General features: G+C 47.5%; 13 protein-coding genes and 1 pseudogene. 11 read left to right on the top strand and 3 right to left on the bottom strand.

Going from position 1 to position 20,829, the window contains the following annotated elements:
- Nucleotides 1–2: 2 nt before the first annotated feature.
- From NDI34_RS08540 to NDI34_RS08510, 7 genes are all read left to right on the top strand, one after another.
- Complete coding sequence (locus tag NDI34_RS08540; RefSeq protein ID WP_190433401.1) at nt 3–2,624, top strand: ATP-binding protein; 2,622 nt, start codon at nt 3–5, stop codon at nt 2,622–2,624.
- A 465-nt stretch (nt 2,625–3,089) separates the two neighbouring features.
- Nucleotides 3,090–5,915, top strand: a complete 2,826-nt coding sequence (locus tag NDI34_RS08535; RefSeq protein ID WP_348232420.1) for a GAF domain-containing protein — start codon at nt 3,090–3,092, stop codon at nt 5,913–5,915.
- 294 nt (nt 5,916–6,209) lie between these two features.
- A complete protein-coding gene (locus NDI34_RS08530; RefSeq protein ID WP_190526225.1) occupies nt 6,210–6,524 on the top strand; it encodes a metalloregulator ArsR/SmtB family transcription factor in 315 nt (104 codons plus the stop codon).
- A 36-nt stretch (nt 6,525–6,560) separates the two neighbouring features.
- The gene (locus NDI34_RS08525) at nt 6,561–7,400 is read left to right on the top strand and encodes a phosphate ABC transporter substrate-binding protein (protein ID WP_348232414.1); all 840 of its coding nucleotides are present in this window, start codon (nt 6,561–6,563) and stop codon (nt 7,398–7,400) included.
- The gene (gene pstC, locus NDI34_RS08520; RefSeq protein ID WP_348232413.1) at nt 7,381–8,235 is read left to right on the top strand and encodes a phosphate ABC transporter permease subunit PstC; all 855 of its coding nucleotides are present in this window, start codon (nt 7,381–7,383) and stop codon (nt 8,233–8,235) included. The genes NDI34_RS08525 and pstC overlap by 20 nt, the downstream gene beginning before the upstream one ends.
- Nucleotides 8,228–9,145, top strand: a complete 918-nt coding sequence (pstA, locus tag NDI34_RS08515) for a phosphate ABC transporter permease PstA (protein ID WP_348232412.1) — start codon at nt 8,228–8,230, stop codon at nt 9,143–9,145. Before pstC ends, pstA begins: the two co-directional genes overlap by 8 nt.
- Before the next feature lie 59 nt (nt 9,146–9,204).
- Nucleotides 9,205–10,026 carry a phosphate ABC transporter ATP-binding protein gene (locus NDI34_RS08510; protein WP_348232411.1) on the top strand — a complete coding sequence of 274 codons (822 nt, stop codon included), beginning with the start codon at nt 9,205–9,207 and terminating at the stop codon, nt 10,024–10,026.
- Here the strand turns inward: NDI34_RS08510 and NDI34_RS08505 are convergent.
- Both NDI34_RS08505 and NDI34_RS08500 read right to left on the bottom strand, forming a co-directional pair.
- Nucleotides 9,991–10,506 (bottom strand): GNAT family N-acetyltransferase, encoded by a 516-nt coding sequence (locus tag NDI34_RS08505; protein WP_348232410.1) that lies wholly within the window; start codon nt 10,504–10,506, stop codon nt 9,991–9,993. The genes NDI34_RS08510 and NDI34_RS08505 overlap by 36 nt on opposite strands.
- Before the next feature lie 68 nt (nt 10,507–10,574).
- Nucleotides 10,575–11,705 (bottom strand): RNA polymerase sigma factor, RpoD/SigA family, encoded by a 1,131-nt coding sequence (locus tag NDI34_RS08500; protein WP_190414486.1) that lies wholly within the window; start codon nt 11,703–11,705, stop codon nt 10,575–10,577.
- Between the two features lie 808 nt (nt 11,706–12,513).
- Between NDI34_RS08500 and priA the strand changes: the two genes are divergently transcribed.
- The 4 genes and pseudogenes from priA (at nt 12,514) to NDI34_RS08480 (ending at nt 19,792) form a co-directional block, all read left to right on the top strand.
- Nucleotides 12,514–15,132, top strand: coding sequence for a primosomal protein N' (gene priA, locus NDI34_RS08495; RefSeq protein ID WP_348232409.1), 2,619 nt, complete (start codon nt 12,514–12,516; stop codon nt 15,130–15,132).
- A 147-nt stretch (nt 15,133–15,279) separates the two neighbouring features.
- Complete coding sequence (locus NDI34_RS08490; protein ID WP_348232408.1) at nt 15,280–16,545, top strand: anhydro-N-acetylmuramic acid kinase; 1,266 nt, start codon at nt 15,280–15,282, stop codon at nt 16,543–16,545.
- Nucleotides 16,546–16,627: 82 nt separating this feature from the next.
- Nucleotides 16,628–17,521 (top strand): annotated as a pseudogene (locus NDI34_RS08485) (serine/threonine-protein kinase); the annotation flags it as partial.
- Between the two features lie 135 nt (nt 17,522–17,656).
- Nucleotides 17,657–19,792 carry a VIT domain-containing protein gene (locus NDI34_RS08480; RefSeq protein WP_348232419.1) on the top strand — a complete coding sequence of 712 codons (2,136 nt, stop codon included), beginning with the start codon at nt 17,657–17,659 and terminating at the stop codon, nt 19,790–19,792.
- Between the two features lie 158 nt (nt 19,793–19,950).
- Here NDI34_RS08480 and crtA read toward each other — a convergent pair whose 3' ends face one another.
- Nucleotides 19,951–20,790: a cyanoexosortase A gene (gene crtA / locus NDI34_RS08475; RefSeq protein ID WP_348232407.1), complete on the bottom strand. Its 840-nt coding sequence runs from the start codon at nt 20,788–20,790 to the stop codon at nt 19,951–19,953.
- Nucleotides 20,791–20,829 lie beyond the last annotated feature (39 nt).

Raw genomic sequence — 20,829 nt, 5'->3', positions numbered from 1 at the left:
CTGTGAAACAGCTCCAACTTTATACCCTACGCACTAAGCTGATTTTTTCTTTCCTGGGTGTGGCACTCCTCCCCTTAGCATTACTAGCCTTCTTGAATCAGCGAGCCACACAAAAGACGCTGACGAACAATGCTAACCAAACCCTCTTAACATCTGCTTCTCAAACTGCCCTGAGTATAGATGCTTTTATAAACTCGAATCTGGATGCTGTCCGGGTTGAAGCTCAGTTGCCAGTCTTCGCCAAGTACTTAAGTTTACCTGCTAACCAGAGACAAAGTATCGCTTCAGAAGTCGAGGGCGCTTTACGTTCGCTCAGCCGTAAAGATACTTTGAATATCTCGTCCTACGCGCTGCTCGATAGTCAGGGGCGAGATGTAATTGATACCTATACACCAGATATCGGTACAGATAAATCTGACCAGAATTACTTTCAGCGACCGTTTAAAACTGGCTTACCCTATGTCTCGCCCATTGTGTTTTCTCCAAGTACTAATGAGATCGGTTTGTACTTCAGTAGTCCGGTACGAAATGCGTCGGGAAATACTATCGGTGTCTTACGTATCCGTTATAACGCTGCTGCTGTCCAGCGATTGGTTAGTCAAAATACCGACCTAGTGAGAGGAAGCGCTTCCTTTGCGATTTTGCTAGACGAAAACCATATTCGTTTAGCTCACGGGAACTCACCTGAGTTAAATTTTAAATCGGTTACACCGCTCCCACCGGCTAAAGTGAAGGCTCTGCAAGCAGAAGGACGGTTGCCCAAGGGGAAAACGGCAGACTTTTCGACAAATTTGCCTGATTTTGAGCAAGGTCTAGATAACGCTGCAACATCCCCTTACTTTACAACCGCCTTATCCTCTACAAACAACGAGCCGAACGCAGCAGCAGTTACCAAGCTAAAGACGCGACCGTGGTTTGTGGTTTTTGTCCAACCGAAAGCGGTATTTCTAGCGCCTATCGAAGCCCAAGCCCGCGACACGCTGTTACTGGCTGCGATTATTGCAGGTGTAGTCATTATCGCGGCGATTACGATCGGAGAACTACTGGCTAAGCCACTGATTAATCTCGCTGGAACAGTGACTCAATTCACTGCTGGCAACCTCAATGCTCGTACTTCTATCCAATCAAAGGATGAAATTGGGGTGCTAGCGTTGAGTTTCAATGGGATGGCAGAACAAGTCGGTAAATTGCTTCAAGGCCTAGAAGAGCGTACCCGCGAACTGGAAGTTAGTCAGCACGTTACGGTTGCCGTCAGCGAGCTGTCGAAAGCGATTATAGACCCGGAAAAGCTGTTGCGCGAAGCGATCGCCCTAATGCAGAATCGCTTCGGCTTGCACTACGTGCAAATTTATCTGTTAGATCAAACCACGAATCAACTCATCCGGCGGGCTGATTCTGGCAATCAGGGTATGCTTGGGCATGATGAAAGCGCCTGTCTGTCTCTTGACGATCGCAGCTTAGTCGCCCTTGCTGCCCGAAAGCAGCAAACGATCTGGGTGGATAAACAGGACAGTGCAGGGCTAGCAGGAGACTTGAAACCCATCCAAATGGGTTCTTCCGCAGTGGTGCCCTTAGTCGCTCGTGGGGCGCTACTAGGAGTGCTGGACATTCAAGACAAGGAAAGCGATCGCTTCAGTCAAACGGATCTAGAGACGTTCAACACCCTCGCCGGACAAATCGCCACGGCTTTAGAAAATGCCCGCTTGTTTGAAGAAATTCAAAAGGCTGAAACCCAATACCGAGACAAAGCTCAAGAGTTACAACAAACTCTATCTGAGTTGAGACAAACTCAAACTCAATTAATTCAAACTGAAAAAATGTCTAGTTTGGGTCAACTGGTGGCTGGAGTTGCACATGAAATTAACAATCCAGTCAACTTCATTTATGGCAACATCACTCCTGCCAATGAATATCTGGAAGATTTGCTCAAACTCTTAAAGTTGTACCAACAATGCTACCCCAATCCTACCCCGGAAATTCAAGACTATATCGAAGAAGTCGAACTCGACTTCCTGCTCCTTGATTTTCAGAAAATTCTATCTTCCATGAAGTTTGGAGCCGAACGGATTCGTCAAATTGTTCTATCTCTAAGAAACTTCTCCCGTTTAGATGAAGCGGAGATGAAAGCCGTTGACATTCATGAGGGTCTTGAAAATACGTTAGTAATTTTACAGAATCAACTAAAAGATAAGCCGGGACATCCGGAGATTCAGGTGATTAAAGAGTATGGCAATTTACCTTTAGTAGAATGTTATGCCGGACAACTAAATCAAGTGTTTATGAATTTACTTACAAATGCAATTGATTCTCTCGATGAGTTTAATCATAAACGCTCGATCGAAGAAATTAAAGGCAATCCCGCTACCATCTTAATTCGCACCAAAGTCGCAGGGAACAATCAAGTAGAAATCCGAATAATTGACAATGGTTCAGGGATTTCAACTGAGGTTCAGTCAAGACTTTTCGATCCTTTCTTCACAACGAAAAACGTTGGCAAAGGGACTGGGCTGGGTCTAGCGATTAGCTACCAAATTGTAACCGAAAAACATGGGGGACAGTTGGAGTGTACTTCAGCACCCGGTCAAGGGGCTGAGTTTGCTATCAAGATTCCAATTAGAGTTTAAGCTAACAAATCTTCATCAAGCGCGATCGCACTGAGGAATTTTAGACCTGACCGATACCACGCCCCCTAACTCGATAATCCTCAGCCCTAAGCTGTTCAGGGGAAATTAGAAGGCTCAAGATGCGTTTAGGGAGACGAGAAAGTTAGAAACCTTAGCTGGATAGAATTTTAGCAACTCATTTTCTAAAAAATCCCTAAATCTACAGCATTATTTTAAAACCCGATTTCAAACTCGCTCGAAAACATATATATAGCAATCCTATTTTAGTTGTGAGACAAACCTTCAGATCCTAACTTCTTTCTCGAAGTCGGGAATCGCACCTTCACGAATCATTTCAGATTGGTATAGAAACTAATTTTTAAAAAAAGTTCCATATTTTCACGTATGGCTGAACTTAGTCAGTACACCGAAAATAGATACAGTGCGGAAAAAGGCACAAATATTATAAGCGTAGTGGATGAAAAAATGACCATCAGTAAAAATACGCAAGTTTTAAAGCCAGAATTACAGTCAGAATTAGAGCGGGAAGGATTGCTGCACCGAATCACTAACCGGATTCGTCAATCCTTGGAATTACAAGAAATTTTAATCGCAACGGTGGCAGAAGTCAGTTCGTTACTAGAAGCAGACCGAGTCATGGTCTATCGGTTTCATGCTGATGAAAGTGGAGAAGTGATTGCCGAATTTATTTATAAAAATCGCCTTCCGTCTTTAAAAGGTTTGAACTTTCCAGCGGATGACATTCCTCCCCAAGCACGCGAACTCTATCAGAAAGTGCGTCTGCGTTCGATTGTGAATGTTGCGTCAGGACTCATTGGTTTATCGCTAATGGATTCTCCAGAAACCGGAGAATCCCTAGAAACCAGAAAGATCCACTATCGCCCTATAGACCCTTGCCATGTGGCATATCTCAAAGCAATGGGTGTGCAGTCTTCTCTGGTGGTGCCGATTCTGCATGGCGATCGCTTGTGGGGGCTTTTAGTCGGTCACTACTCGCAACCGCAAGTAATCTCAGAACGGGAACTGGAAATTGTCCAGATGGTAGCGGATCAAGTATCGATTGCGATCGCTCAATCTACTTTACTCACCCAAACCCGCGAAAAAGCTCAGCGGGAAGTCACGCTTAACCGTGTCGCTACCCTGCTGCATACACTCCCTACCATTGAGCTGCAATCCGCCCTGGAGGAAACCGTTAGCGCGCTGCAAGGTTCGGGTGGCAGACTGTACATCGCCCCAGAAACTACTGGCTTGTCAGCGATAGTGTACACCTGTGGCGATCAATTGAAGCTCGTAGAACCGGGAGTGGTAGCAGTACCTGCCTCATCCGTTTTAATTGAGCAGCATCCTCTGTGGCAAGAATGGTTAAAAGGCGGAGCAAATTTAAACCCTGTCGCTACTGCAAATACTAGGGGTAGTAGTGGCATCATTGCGATCGCTGACTTGTATAAACAAACGTATTTACAATCGATTGAAACTGTATTTCAATCTACTTTGATTCGAGGCGTGTTGATTGTATCCCTCCAACACCGTCAACAGTTGGTCGGATACTTGACAATTTTTCGAGATGAAATTGACACAGAAACCTTATGGGCTGGGCATTTTGACCCGGATGCGCGACAAATTCATCCCCGGAAATCTTTTGAACTTTGGCGACAGCTAAAAAGAGGCCAATCGCGCCAATGGACTCCGGAAGAGATTGAACTCGCTGATACTTTAGGCGATTGCTTCTCAATGGCGATTGAGCAGTATGGACTGTACCAAAAGGTGCAGCGTCTGAATGCCAACCTCGATTGTCAAGTCCAAGAGCGTACAGTCAAGTTACAACAATCTTTGGAGTGGGCAAGCGTTCTTAAGCAAGTCATCGACCAAATCCGCAGCACTTTGGAGCTAAAAACAATCCTGCAAACCATCGTGCGCGAAGTCCGAAACCTGTTAGATACAGAGCGAGTGATCGTTTACCAGTTCACCCGGCGTTGGCAAGGCCAGGTGGTTGTCGAAGAGGTCACTGGCAAAACGAAATCGATTCTGGGGCAGGTATATGACGAGAACTGCTTTCCCTTAGAGTACGCAATCTTATACCAAGGGGGACGGGTTCGGGCAATGAACGACGTGCATCAAGCTTCTTTGCAAGCTTGTCATGTCGAATTCTTGGAACAGATTCAGGTGAAAGCCAATTTAGTCGTCCCGATTCGCAGAGGGGAGCAACTGTGGGGGCTACTGGTTGCCCATGAGTGTCATGCGCCAAGAGTTTGGAAGGCGGAGGAAGTCGATCTGCTACAACAACTTGCCGATCAAGCTGCGATCGCGATTCAGCAAGCCGAACTCTACCAACAACAAGCGGAATTACTCGCTCAAACCCAGCAGCAAGCCGAACAACTCTCTAGCGCCCTCCAAGAGTTACAGAAAACCCAAACCCAGCTAATTCAAACCGAAAAAATGTCGAGTTTGGGTCAACTGGTTGCCGGTGTTGCTCACGAAATTAATAATCCGGTTAATTTTATCTACGGCAATATCAGCCACGTTGATGAGTATACCCAAGATATGCTCAAACTCATGGAACTCTACCAACGCCATTACCCGAATCCCCATCCTGAAATTGTGGATCGAGCAGAGGCGATTGACATCGAGTTCCTGACTTCGGATCTTCCGCAGATGCTCTCATCAATGAAGGTTGGAGCTGATCGCATCCGCCAGATCGTTCTGTCTTTACGCAATTTCTCCCGACTGGATGAGGCTGAGCGGAAACCTGTCGATATCCACACTGGCATCGACAGCACTCTGTTAATCTTGCAACATCGACTCAAAGCCAAGCCAGACCATGCCGAGATCGACGTGGTGAAAGAGTATGGGGACTTGCCGCCGATTGAGTGCTACGCCGGTCAGATGAATCAAGTTTTTATGAACGTGATCGGTAACGCCATTGACGCTCTAGAGCAACGCGATGAAACGCGATCGCTGGAGGAAATTAAAAACTTACCCAGTCAGATTACCATTCGTACTTTTCTGATGCAGGACAACCCAGCTGGTGTCCCCCGCGTTGTTATTCAGATTCGTGACAATGGCCCTGGCATGAGTGCAGGCGTGCAGTGCCAAGTTTTCGATCCCTTTTTCACCACCAAGCCGGTTGGGAAAGGAACGGGTCTGGGACTTTCCATTAGCTACCAGATTGTGGTAGAGAAACACGGCGGTTCCTTTAAATGTATGTCTCAACCCGGTCAGGGTACTGAGTTCTGGATAGAAATTCCTCTGAATCGCCAGTTAGCACAAAGCTGCTATAGCAATCCTATTTGAGTTTTAAGATGCCAGCGGTTCAGACCTCCAACTTTTCCAAGAAGTCGGGGATCTCGCCTTTAGGAATCATTTAGGAGCGCTATAGAACGCCTTGTACTCGGAAACCTCCTTTCCTTGCAGGGAAGGAGGTTTGGTTTTTCAAGTGAAAAATCTGAATTTTCCCGACATCCTCAGCATCGGTTAAGAAAAAATTAAGCTAGAATTAATAAACAATTATTGATATAAATATAAGTTAATATCAATCTCGATCCAGGTCAAGCCTGGGTTAATTCTCAACTTCGCACAGGTAAATCCATGAGTACCCAAAAAGTCTCATCGCAGTCCTTTTGTGCCCAAAAACTGAAAACTTTGGCAGATTCAACGCGGCTTGAGGTTTTAGAACTGCTGATGAGTGGCCCTAAGCACGTTGGCGAGATGAATGCGGTGCTGGGGTTGCAACAGAGTTTGCTATCGCATCATCTAAAAGTTTTGCGAGAAGAGGGTTTTGTGACGGCGACGCGAGATGGCAAGGCGGTGCTTTATCAGCTAGATCCTGCAATCCAGAGGACAAATGCTGATCGGGCGATTGACTTGGGATGTTGCTTGGTTTCCTTTGATTCCAACACCTAAAAAACTTCAATTACATAACTGATGAAGAATTTAAGAATGCTTGCGCCGCTTTCTCTAGGGTTGGCTGCCTGCTTTTGGCTGCAATCTTGCGGGAAGCCTCCAGAAGGGGCAACCCAATCATCCGATAAGTTACAAGGCAAGCTGGTTTTGACGGGATCGAGTACGGTAGCACCTCTGGCGGCTGAGATGGCCAAGCGCTATGAAACTCAACATCCGGGAGTCCGGATTGACGTGCAAACGGGCGGATCTTCGCGGGGAGTCGCAGATGCCCGCCAGGGGGTGGCGGATATTGGGATGGTTTCCCGAAGCCTCAAAGACAGCGAGAAGGATTTGCAAGCTTTTATGATTGCTAACGATGGCGTCTCGGTCATTCTCAATCAAGACAATCCAGTTAAAAATCTGACGGACAAGCAAATTGTCGATATCTACACCGACAAAATCAATAATTGGAAACAAGTCGGCGGGAAAGATGCCCCAATTACGGTGGTCAATAAAGCTGAGGGTCGATCCACGCTGGAACTGTTTGCCGACCACTTCAAATTAAAGACAACCGATATTCGTGCCGATGTGGTGATTGGCGATAACGAACAAGGAATCAAAACCGTAGCAGGGAATCCCAACGCGATCGCTTATGTCTCCATTGGTTCTGGCGAATATGGTGCTACTCACAATACTCCAATCAAACTGTTGCCAATAGAAGGAGTAGACGCCTCTATCGCTAACGTCAGCAACGGTAAATTTCCGACTTCTCGCCCTCTTAATTTGGTAACAAAAACCACACCCGCCGGATTGCAAAAAGAATTTATTGATTTTGCCCGTTCTCAAGATGTGCAAGACATTGTGAAGGAGCAGTATTTTGTCCCAGTCGCGAAATGAAGCCATCCTCGTCTGGATGTTGCGGGGAATGGCGATTATTTCGGGCGCGATCGCGCTTTTAATCCTGCTATTCCTCATCTGGGAAACCTTGCCCATCCTGCAAAATATTGGGCTGACACGTTTCTTCAACGACCCCTCCTGGCATCCCGCTAGCGAAGAATTTAACCTAATGCCGATGTTGTGTGGGTCGCTATTTGTGACGGCGGGATCTGTGCTACTTGCAACACCTCTGGGTATTCTCTCCGCAGTTTTCTGCCACTATTACGCACCTCCCGCTTTAGCCACAATTTACCGACGCCTGATTGAGCTTTTAGCAGGGATTCCCTCAGTCGTTTATGGCTTTTGGGGTTTAGTCGTACTGGTGCCAATTATTGGGCGGATTCACCCGCCGGGACCAAGTTTATTAGCCGGGATTTTCATCCTAACGCTGATGATTTTGCCCACCATTGCCCTCGTCGCTGATGCCACCTTTGCTAACGTGCCCGCAGATTATCTACGGGGTGCGACGGCGCTGGGATTGGGACGCTGGGCAATGGTGCGCGGGGTGGTTTTTCCGGCAGCAAAATCAGGTTTATTAACTGGCGTCATATTAGAAACGGGACGGGCGATTGGCGAAACAATGGCGGTGTTAATGGTTTGCGGTAATGTCGTGCAGGTACCAAAAGGTGTATTTGAGCCAGTGCGGACGTTGACAGCAAATATTGCTTTAGAGATGGCTTATGCCGTGGGAAATCACCGCGCCGCCTTGTTTGTCAGCGGGTTGATATTGATGGCAATAATTGTGGTTTTAGTGGTTGCTGCCGAAATGATTAATCGGGGGGAAATTTATGACTAAATCCTTCGAGAAAGCAAATTTACAAAAACAAAAGGTGAAAGAAAAAACTAAATTTTCGCTTTTTACCTCTTCACCTGCTTCCGATTGGCTTCCCACAGCAATCGTCTGGGCATCTGTCGCTTTAATAACAGCTTCGCTGTTGTGGCTGTTGAGCGATATTTTCGTTTCTGGTATCGGTCAAATTAGCTGGGAATTTTTGACAACCACACCACGCAATGCTGGACGAGATGGAGGAATCGCACCCATTTTAGTCTCAACCGCGCTAATCGTAGGAGTGTGCATGGCAGTTTCAATTCCGTTGGGAGTAGGGACTGCGATATTGCTGGCTGAATTTACCTCAAACGAGAGTATTTTGGGGCGGTTGGTGCGACTGAGTTTGGATGTTTTAGCAGGCGTCCCTTCAATTGTTTTTAGTCTTTTTGGGAACGCTTTCTTCTGTAAAACATTGGGAATGGGCTTTTCGATTATTTCCGGCGGGTTGACGCTGGCGTTTATGGTGCTGCCGATTTTGATTCGCTCAACTCAGGAGGGTTTTCGAGGCGTACCGGATGACTACCGACGTTCGGCGGCGGCGCTGGGACTCTCGCGTACAGCCACACTATGGGAGTTACTGCTGCCAGCGGCAATGCCTGGATTAGTCGTGGGGTTGCTGTTGGGTTTGGGAAGAGCGATCGCTGAAACGGCTGCTTTAATCTTTACCAGCGGTTACGTCGATCGGATGCCAGAGTCGTTGTGGGATTCCGGGCGATCGCTTTCCGTTCACATTTACGATCTCGCTATGAACGTCTCTGGCGGCGAACCAAATGCCTACGCCTCTGCTCTCGTATTAGTCAGCTTTCTATTACTCATTAATGCTGCAATCTCTTGGCTAGCAGAACGGTTTCGACAATCCCGAATTTGGGTAGCGTAAACCAAGCTTACCTCGCGTTCTTTTTTTGCGTACTTCGCGTCTTTACAGTTTAATTCTTCATGAAACAATCGACAAGCGAAATTAGAATTCAAGAGAAAACTTCAGCCTCACTTCCCAGTAATGCCCCAGAAATCAAAACCGAGAATTTAAGCCTTTATTACGCGAATAAACCCGGATTTAAAGATGTCACTCTCTCTATTAAATCGGGTGAAATTATAGCCCTAATTGGCCCTTCCGGTTGTGGCAAAACAAGCTTTCTTACTTGTCTAAACCGCCTTACCGATTTAACCAACAACTGTCGGTTAACAGGGCGGATTCTGCTGGGGGAGCGAGATGTGCAAGAAATCGATGTGATTTCATTGCGTCGCCGGGTAGGAATGCTATTTCAAAAACCCAATCCCTTCCCACTTTCCATTATCAGAAATCTTGAATTTCCGCTTAGAGAACACGGAGTTAGAAATCGAGAAAAAATCGATGAAATTGTCGAGGATGCTTTGCGCGATGTCGGCTTGTGGGATGAGGTGAAGGACAGGCTGAAATCTCCTGCCCTTTCCCTTTCTGGCGGACAACAACAACGGCTATGTCTCGCCAGAGCGATCGCCCTCAAACCCGAAGTTCTCCTAATGGATGAGCCTTGCAGTGCCCTCGATCCGCTTTCTAGTGAAGTCGTCGAAGATTTAATCGTCAATCTGCGCGGCAAATATACAGTCCTCGTCGTTACTCACAATCTGGCACAGGCAAAGCGGATTGCGGATGATGTAGCGCTGTTTTGGGTTCAGGATGGCGCTGGACAATTGATCGAATCCGGTTCGGTTGAGCAGATTTTTGAATCGCCCCAGCACCCTCTAACGGCTGCCTACGTCACTGGCAGAAGGGGTTAGTGCAGCCATACTCATGAGAGAATCGCCCGTAACGCGGCAAATCCGCCAGTCGGGCAAAACGTCAGCACCCATGCGTTCGTAAAATGCGATCGCCGGTTCGTTCCAATCTAAAACGCTCCACTCCAATCTCCCACAGCCGCGAGATACAGCCAACTGAGCGAGGTGGGTGAGAAGCGCCTTCCCGATCCCCTGACGCCGATATTCTGGGAGTACAAACAAGTCTTCCAGATAAATTCCCGGCTTAGTGAGAAAGGTGGAATAGTTATGAAAAAACAGGGCAAACCCCACGGCTTGCCCCGCATATTCTGCTAGAATTGCCTCTACATAAGGCTTAGAACCGAACAGATGCTCTTTCAGGGCGTCCGTATTGCCTGTGACAGCGTCAGAGAGTTTCTCATACTCTGCGAGTGCTTTAATTAGCCCAAATAGCACCGACGCATCTCCAGGCTCTGCTGGACGTAAAATCAATTCAGTAGTCATTCGTCATCAGTCAGCGATCGTTTGGTTAATCATAAAACGAATGACTAATTACCGATCGCCAACAACTTTTAGGTGAGCCATCCTTTCAAGCGTTTGGCAACCTGGGGACGCCGCAGTTTCCGCATCGCTTTACTTTGAATTTGACGCACTCGTTCGCGGGACAAATTAAATAGACAGCCCACTTCTTCTAACGTGTAGGGTTCGCTGCTGGTTAAACCATACCGCAGAGAGATAACATCTTTTTCCCGATCGGTGAGAACGTCGCCTAACACTTCCCAAATTTCCTGGCGCATCATGGCTTCGCTCATCTGCTCTTCAGGAGATTGATTATCACCATCTTCGAGCAGATCCATCAGTTCCGTCTCTTCTCCCTTCCCGATGCGATGGTTGAGAGAAAGCGATCGCCTTCTAAGCTGCAACAACTGACGCAACTGCGAAGCCTCAATATCTAAAGATTGCGCCAGTTCCTCTTCTGTCGGATTGCGATGCAGTTCTTGCTTGAGTTCTCGCTGCGCTTTTTTGAGCTTATTTAACTTCTCGACAATGTGAATCGGCAATCGAATCGTGCGGGCATCGTTAGCGATTGTCCGCGTGATTGCTTGCCGAATCCACCAATAGGCATAGGTAGAAAACTTATAACCTTTGTCGGGATCAAACTTTTCTGTAGCGCGATTTAATCCCAGCGCCCCTTCCTGAATTAAATCGAGGAATTGAACACCTCGGTTCAAATATCGTTTAGCAATAGAAACAACTAATCTCAGGTTCGAGCGAATCATCTTCCGTTTCGCCACCCGTCCGCGATACAGTTGATGTTCCATCTGCCGTTCCGAAAGCCCATCTGCTGCTGCCAGTTCTGCTTTCGTGGGAGCGCGATCCAACTCTTTTTGTAATTTTTCTTGGAGCGCTTCTATCTTGACTAAATATTGGACGCGATGGGCTAACTCGACTTCTTCATCTGGTTTCAGAAGGGGATAGCGTGCCATCTCCTTAAAAAACGCTCCTACAGTATCATCGGAGACAGTTTTTCGGTATTCAGAGGGGCGACCACCGGCTAATTTATCAATTTCGTCTGAAATTTCATCTTCAACACTGACGATTTCTATTTCAGTGGTTTCTTCCATTTGCTGGTCGGTAATATCTACAAAATCCCGATCGGATGTAGATTCCACGTCGCTTCGGTTCAAGTCAGCAATATTCATAGCAAGGTCTGAGTCGGTATTGGATAAAGCGAGTTGATGGGAACGGATGCTCTCTTTGTACATATCCATGACGGACTGAAGACAGGCTCTACGAGCATAGACTCAAGGGTCAACTTTATTTTTACTGTCTGCATTCTTTGCTAATTTTGAGCTTCATTTATCCGCTCGTGGCAACACCAGATCGGGTACCCGCTTTGGAACACTCAAAATTTATTCAACCTTTCAATTTACAAATAGCTTTTTAAGGCTACCAGAAAATAGTTTTTTGATTGTTTTCCTGATTACATTTCTCGATTCCAGAATCTAGAAGCGCTTTAGATTGGGTATGCGTCTTAAGAAAAAATCAGGAAACATGAAGGTGATGCCCTAGTCTATTAGAAGCTTGCCGTCAGCTGTGATGCCGTAGATAAATTTCAATTAAATTAAACTTAAATCAATGCCAAGTCTGGGGTTTCTTTCCATTTTTTCTGGCTCCTAATTAAGGAAAGTTTAAAGTTTTTTAAATTTCCCATGCTATTCACACAGGATCTCATATACTTGTGAGCTTTCCTCTCTATCGATAGGGAGAAAGTAGGCATCCGCGCTCTGCACAATAGATAGAGGATAGCAAGTATACTCACATACAAGCATCCAAGCGAGACATTTGTATCCTAACTTCTATTCTCTTGGTTGCGACCTCGGATGTTGTTGAATTTCAAGTCTCTCAAGCGTCTACAGCCAGCTAAAATTAACAGGTCTACAGTAAGCGACAAGCATGGCGGTCTGGAAAGCTGGCTGTAGTATCCGGCTGCCAAGGGAGAGGGGGAATATGTCGTTAAATCCCAATGTCGGGCGTTCGGGCATTGTGCTGGAGAGTAGAGCATCCTACGACCAGTCTGATTCTGGACAGAATCGATGGATAGAAGTGCTGGTGGATTGTCCAGAAGCAGAAGCGCAGAAGCGGTTGTATACCTATCGGTTGCCTGCCCAGTTGCAAGTGCAGCCGGGGGATATTCTGAGCGTACCGTTTGGGGCGCAAGTTTTGGGAGCGATCGCGATTCGGATTTGCGATGCACCGCCGCCAGATTTGAACCCAGCCAAAATTCGGGATGTGGAGGATGTGGTCAGTGCTGGGTTTTTCCCGCCGACCTACTGGCAACTGCTGAACCAAGTCGCCCAATACTACTACACCCAGCTGATTCAGGTAATTCGAGTCGCGCTACCGCCGGGATTACTGGGGCGATCGCAGCGTCGCCTCCGCCTTGCCCAAGGAGAAGGAGAGGGGAGACAAGTCGGACAAGCGGGAAATGCTAATTACCTGAGTCCAACTGCCTGTAAGATTCTGGAACTTCTGCAAGCTCAACCCTCTGGAGACTACAGCTTCGTTTACCTCCAGCGTCAAGTTAGAGGAGCGTATCGAGCCATCCGGGAGTTACTGCGGGCGAAGTTAGTCGAAAGTTACCTGGAACCGCCCAGAACCCAGCGACCGAAGTTGCAGAAGGCTGTGACGCTGGTTGCTGATGTTTTTCCCCTCGACTTGACGCAGCGCCAACGGGAAATTTTGGAAGTGCTGCGGCGGCGCGGCGGCGATTTGTTGTTGACGGAGTTGCTGCAAATCTGCAACGCCAGTTCATCCACCATCAAGACGCTGGAGCAAAAAGGCTGCGTGGTTATTCAAGAACGGGAGATGTTGCGGACTTCCGCAGAACCGCTCTTGGCTGGGGATCAACCGAAAGCATTAACACCGGCTCAATCTGAGGCGCTAGAAGCGATCGCGTCTTTATCCGGTTTTGCGAAGGTGCTGTTGCACGGAGTCACGGGTTCCGGGAAGACAGAGGTGTATTTACAAGCGATCGCCCCCATCTTAGAACGGGGACAATCCGCCCTCGTCCTCGTCCCAGAAATTGGTCTTACCCCCCAACTCACCGACCGATTCCGCGCCCGTTTTGGCAACAAAGTCTGCGTCTATCACAGCGCCCTTTCCGATGGCGAACGCTACGACACTTGGCGGCAAATGCTGGCGGGTGCAGCTCAAGTCGTGATTGGCACCCGTTCAGCTATCTTTGCCCCACTGCCACGTCTGGGGCTAATCGTGTTGGATGAGGAACACGACTCTAGTTTCAAGCAAGACCAACCCGCACCCACCTATCACGCCCGCACCGTCGCGACTTGGCGGGCTGAGTTGGAAAACTGCCCCCTCGTCTTAGGTTCCGCCACCCCTTCCCTAGAAACCTGGCTAAACATTACGAGTCCGGAGTTAACCGATTCAACTCAAAACTCAGACGCGATGAATCGCGTCTCTCCAACTCAAAACGCGCTTACCCATTACCTCTCATTGCCTGAACGCATCCAATCTCGCCCGCTACCGCCGGTAGAAGTGGTGGATATGCGCCAAGAGTTGCAGCAAGGGAATCGCTCAATTTTTAGTCGGTCGCTTCAGGAAGGCTTGCAGCAGCTGCAAGATGAGGGGAAACAGGGAATTTTATTTATTCATCGGCGGGGACATAGCACCTTTGTTTCTTGTCGCAGCTGTGGGTATGTGATTGAGTGTCCTCACTGCGATGTTTCGCTGTCGTATCACCACACCCATGAAGAAGCCGCTGAATTATTGAGGTGTCATTACTGTAATTTTGTGCGATCGCATCCTCAATCTTGTCCCGAATGCGGTTCCCCATACCTGAAATTTTTTGGCAGTGGCACCCAGCGAGTCGCCCAAGAACTAGCCCAACAGTTCCCTCAGTTGCGCTATATCCGGTTTGATAGCGACACCACCCGCACCAAAGGCGCTCATCGCACGCTACTGACACGCTTTACCAACGGAGAAGCCGACTTATTAATTGGGACTCAAATGCTCACCAAAGGGCTAGATATATCCCAAGTGACACTAGTGGGAGTGGTTGCTGCGGATGGGTTGCTGCATCTACCCGACTATCGGGCATCCGAGCGAGCCTTTCAAACCCTAACTCAGGTTGCGGGTCGTGCCGGTCGAGGCAACGATCCCGGTCAAGTGATTATTCAAACTTACTCCCCGGAACACGCCGTTATTCAAGCAGTACGGCGTCACCAGTATCAATCTTTCATTGAGACAGAGTTAGAACAACGAGAGGCGCTGAATTATCCCCCCTACGGGCGTCTTATTTTGTTGCGGCTAAGCAGCACCGATGCCGCAGAAGTTCAGGAAACTGCCGAGATGCTAGCTGCGGGGCTAGCTTCCAATACACCCCAGGGGGATAGCAGTTCAGATGCTCATCCCAACACCCCGATGTATGAGGTGTTAGGGCCAGCACCGGCGAGTATCTTACGGGTAGCAAATCGATATCGATGGCAGATTATGCTCAAGTTTGCACCTGATTCGCTGCCAGAATTACCAGATTTCAACGAGTTACGCCTCCTCTGCCCGTCCTCAGTCAGCTTGACAATAGACGTTGACCCGCTGAATTTGATGTAAGACCCAAGCCAGAAAACCGGGTTCCGATCTCACACTAATTCATCGAGGGTTGATGCCATTGCTCTTAACCGTTCTGCCAAGCGTTCAGCGTGTTCTTCTGCCATCTGTGCGATTTCCGTACCTTATAATTTTTAATTTCTCTGAATTATGCGTGTAATTGGTTTAATTAGCGGCACGTCGGTAGATGGTATTGACGCCGCTTTAGTAGAAATTTCTGGTAAAGACTTAGATATAAAAGTAACTCTGCTAGCAGGAGCCACCTATCCTTATCCAGATGCGCTCTCAAAGCAAATTCTAGAGGTTTGTGGCGGGTCATCCTTGTCAATGGAAGAATTTGCCCAATTAGATGATGCGATCGCTTCCACCTTCGCTCAAGCAGCCCAAAACATTCAAAATGGCAACCCCCCAGCCGAGTTAATTGGCTCTCACGGACAAACTGTTTTTCATCGCCCGCCCACAGAGCAGGGGAGACAGGGAAAAGAAGAGACTTCATCTTTTATCCTCAATCCTTCACTCAGTCCTCAGTCCTCAGTCCTCGACCCTTCACTCAGTCCTCAGTCATCCGTCCTCAGCACTCCTTTAGGTTACAGCCTGCAATTAGGTCGGGGTGCCTTGATTGCCCACCTGACGGGCATTCCCACAGTGAGTAATTTCCGGGCGGCGGATATTGCCGCTGGTGGACAAGGTGCGCCTATGGTGCCAGCAGTAGATGCTTATTTATTGAGCCACCCTGACAAGTACCGATGTGTCCAAAATATTGGCGGTATCGGGAATGTCACTTACCTACCGGCGCGTCGGGGCAGCTGGCTAGAAAATATTCGAGGCTGGGACACCGGGCCGGGAAATGCGCTTCTAGACCTGGCGGTGCAGTATTTAACGAATGGAGCCAAAACCTACGATCAAGATGGAGCTTGGGCGGCAGCAGGCACAATCTGCCACGATTTAGTAGAGCAATGGCTCCAGCAAGATTACTTCCAGCAGCAACCGCCCAAATCAACGGGTCGAGAGCTATTTAGCTACACCTATCTCCGGCAGTGTATCGCAGATGCCTCTGCTTATGAGTTGAGTAGCGCTGATCTGCTGGCAACGCTGACTGAACTCACTGCTGCGTCAATTGTTCATAGCTACCGCACTTTCCTGCCGCAGATGCCTGACGAGGTGTTATTGTGTGGCGGTGGTAGCCGCAACCTCTACTTAAAAGAGCGCCTACAAGCGACTTTGCAACCCGTGCCAGTGTTGACAACGGATGAAGCAGGTGTGAATGCTGATTTCAAAGAAGCGATCGCTTTCGCTGTTTTAGCATATTGGCGTCAGTTAGGCATCCCTGGCAATCTTCCCCAAGTTACCGGCGCAACTTCTGCCGTACTACTTGGAGAAGTTTATCTTCCTACAAAGCTCGAAACCTTGCGCTGAGAGCGTTTCTAGCCGATTCTTCATATTAATTTTAGAAATGAAATGGCTAGAATGGCGTGAACGGTTTTGAAAAAGGGCTGCTATGACGACCTTCCCGCCTCAAAAAAGCACAGCTCACGATCGACGTCGGTGTTATTGCCTGAATCCTAATTGTAAGCAGCCAGAAAATCCTGGAAATGCCGCAATCTGCGAAAGTTGCGGATCGCAATTACTGCTAAGCGATCGCTATCGTGCGATTAAACCGATTGGTCAAGGAGGTATGGGGAGAACTTTCCTGGCTGTGGATATATCCCAGCCATCGGAACCGCGCTGTGTCATTAAACAGTTTTTTCCTCAACAACAAGGAACTAATAATCGCCAAAAAGCAGCAGAGTTATTCCGTCAAGAGGCAACTCGCTTAGAGGTTGTTGGGAAACATCATCAAATTCCCGAACTGCTGGCATATTTTGAGCAAGATGACCATCAGTATTTAGTGCAACAGTTTATCGATGGAGAAAACTTAGCTCAAGAATTAGCCCAAAAAGGGCCGTTTAAAGAAGTAGAAATTCGGCAACTCCTGCAAAGTTTGCTGCCAGTGTTGCAATTTGTCCACAGTCAGCAGATAATTCACCGGGATATTAAACCCGAAAACATCATTCGCAACCGTCGAGATGGCAAACTCGTGTTAGTCGATTTTGGCGCAGCAAAGTATGCGACTGAGACGATGCTAGGCAAAACCGGAACGGTCATCGGTTCTGCTGCGTATACGGCTCCCGAACAAGTAAAAGGGAAAGCGATTTTTGCCAGCGATGTGTATAGTTTGGGTGTTACCTGTATCCACTTGCTTACCCAAATCGCTCCTTTCGATCTAAGCGATACGAGTGAAGATACCTGGGTTTGGCGGGATTTCTTGAAGACGCCAGTCAGTAAACAGTTCGGTAGCATTCTCGACAAAATGCTGCAAACAGGTACGAAGCGGCGCTATCAATCAGCAGATGAAGTATTGCAAGATTTGAATGGGCGATCGCTCCCAACTACTAAACGTAATTCTAAGAAAAAATGGCTGATAGCCGGTGCCTTCCTATTGTTTGGATATGCGGGAGTGCGGTACTTAGCTTCGCCTGTGGTAGAGATGGTGACTCAGGAAGTTGAGAGGCAAGCATCTCTGACGGAAGGCAGCTTATTCGCGATTGTGGATGGACAGGAGCGAGTGTTTCCGTTGAAACATACGGAAGTTGTGGCGAAAGTCACAGGGAATGTGTCGCGGGTGGAGGTAACGCAGACCTTTGAAAATCCCTTTAACAATCCCTTAGAAGCGGTCTATAAATTTCCACTCCCCGATGAAGCGGCAGTGGATGACATGGAAATAAAAGTAGGCAATCGCATCATCCGAGGCGTTATCAAAAAACGCGAAGAAGCAAAGCAAATTTACGAACAAGCCAAACAAGAAGGAAAAACTGCTGCCTTATTAGACCAAGAACGAGACAATATTTTTACTCAGTCCTTGGCTAACATCAAACCAGGCGAAAAAATCGATGTCACAATTCGCTACAGTGAAAGCCTGAAGTTTGAAAAAGGTAGCTATGAATTTGTCTTTCCTATGGTGGTAGGGCCACGCTATATCTCAGGAACTTCAACGAATAGCAACAGCAATACAAACTCAGTTACCGACACTTCGCAGATAAATCCGCCGACTTTACCAGCCGGAAGCCGTTCTGGGCAAGATATTGGCGTAACAGTAGAAATAGAAGCCGGGGTGCCAGTCAAAGAAGTGCGATCGCCTTCTCATCAAATCCGTACCACTCAAGATGGTCGCATCATGCGGGTTGAATTGAGCAAGGAAAACGCAATTCCGAATAAAGACCTGATTTTACGTTATCAGGTATCGAGTGCCCAAACCCAGTCCACAGTATTATCAGAGGCGGATGAACGCGGCGGTCACTTTGCCACCTATTTAATTCCAGCCGGAGAATATCAAAGTAATGAGATTGTACCCAAAGATGTGGTATTTCTCATGGATACTTCTGGCTCTCAAAGTGGACCGCCAATTGAGCAATCAAAGGAACTGATGCGCCGGTTTATCAATGGACTCAACCCCGGCGATACCTTTAATGTTGTTGATTTTTCCGATAGCGCGACGCAGCTATCTCCTATACCTTTACCGAATACGCCGCAAAACCGTGAGAAAGCCCTAAATTATATCAATCGCCTAGATGCTAACGGTGGCACCGAGTTATTTAATGGCATTCAAACTGTGTTGAATTTCCCCGCCGCGCCAGAAGGACGCCTGCGGAGTATTGTCTTGATTACTGACGGTTTGATCGATCAAGACCAGCAAGCGATCGCAGAAATTAAAAAGCGGCTGAAGCCGGGAAATCGGCTTTATAGTTTCGGTGTTGGCCCTTCAGTGAACCGCTTCTTGATCGATCGTTTGGCAGAGGAAGGACGGGGCACTTCAGAAGTCGTTCCCCCTAGAGAATCCGCCCAAAAAGTCGTCGAAAAGTTCTCCCAACAGATCAATAATCCCGTACTTACGAATATCGAAGTGAACTGGGAAGGGAGTGGAAAAGCACCGCAAATCTATCCGATCAAACCCCCTGATTTGTTTGCCAATCAGCCTTTGGTGTTGTTTGGACGCAAAGGCGATCGCGCTAAAGGAACTTTGCGAATTACTGGAATCGTCGCCGGTGGTAAACGCTATGAGAAGAAGTTACCGATTGAATTTGATGGCGGTGGCAATAGCGCGATCGCTCAACTTTGGGGACGCGCCCGGATTAAAGATTTGATGAATGAAATGTATGGCGGAGCAACCTCAAATAATGTCAAAGCTGTTACAGATACCGCGCTAGCTTATCGCTTGTTGTCGCAATACACCTCTTTTGTCGCTGTCACGGAAGAAGTGCGAGTCGATTCCAAGAAAACTCAGCAGGTGCAAGTGCCAGTAGAAACGCCAGAGGGTATGAACGCCGAAGCAAGGTCTAGTCAAAACGGTAACGTGCCGCCAGTCAGCCAAGCGCCACCACCTAGCAAAGCGTTAGTAGCTAGCAAACCTACGGCTAGCAAAATGCCGTCAGCACCATCAGCACCATCAGCAGCGAACAGCCAGCCGCTATCTAGCCCAGCACAGCCATCTACTCAATCCTCAGCCCCTGATCCAGTACCCGAACCCAGCCAAATCTTAGGCAACATTTTAGCTGTTCTCATGCTGGGGATGTACTTTGCCTGGAAGCGGTTGAAGGGTTTGAAAAGCACTCCGCCTCGAAATTAATCCCAGTTCACTTTTTTACCGCTACATTAAGCTTCAGCAGCCAAAAATATAGCGATCCTGTTTTAGTTTTGGGATTCCAATCTTTCCGATCCCCGACTTCGTAAGAGTTGTCGGGGATCTTGCTTTCACACATCATTACAGGACTGCTATAGCTGCAATTAAAATTCTACAGAATTCTCCTTCTCGCTACCTGCTTTTAACAGCCAAAATCGACAAATTAATCCGAAAATAAATACAGAAATCATAGAAAAGATTACAGAACCATCACCAAGATGCCAATATTCAAAAGCTTCTTTATTTGATAACCCTGCCAAAACCGTCATCAAAGCCACCCGTATCCCATTTAGCGTAAAGGCTACGATGACAGCAACGAATGGTAATAAAATCTTTTCCTTTAATTTAGTTGGAAAAATGAGTAAAACAACTAAAGCTAACCCCAATAGCTGAAGGATAGTACCTACACCGGCACAAGCTCCGCCAATTTGTACAGACCCAGTTGGCAAACTTAAAATCTCCCCTTGCTGCACGACGGGGAATCCTAAAAACCAAAGAAAAATAAATGTAAGTTTAGCGGTTAATAAAGATACATTAAAAAATTTCAATATTAATTCTTGATTTAAGACGAAAAAAGCCAGTAGCAGCAATTCCCGCCAATACTGCTTTAATCCTTTAACCCCAGAGGCAATTAAACCCAAGCCCAGCATTGAAATCAAAGGTGTAACGTGAAGGGTAAAACCATAGCCGGGGTAAAGACTTTTAAAAAGAACCAAACTAATCAGTGCGAACCCAACAATACTAGAAAAATCGTCGCTTTTCAGCTCTAATCCGTCCCGTTTCTGCCAAAGCAGGGATGATACCGCAGCCCAAAATAAGAAACTTGTACTCAGCAGTTCAGTATTGCCACTCCTCCAAGTCAAAGTAAGATGAATCGTAATTAAGCCTGCCGCGATCGCTAACAACCAGAATTTCAAGTCTTTAACAAGTTTTAGCCTGTTCATGATTCGAGAAGAGTTTGCTCAGTAGGAGTCACCCGCTGC

Origin of the sequence: Trichocoleus sp. DQ-U1, from assembly GCF_039961925.1 — a bacterium.
Classification (GTDB): domain Bacteria; phylum Cyanobacteriota; class Cyanobacteriia; order Cyanobacteriales; family FACHB-T130; genus FACHB-T130.
The sequence above is the reverse complement of the archived record's forward strand: the minus strand, read 5'-3'. Positions and strand labels throughout refer to the sequence as shown.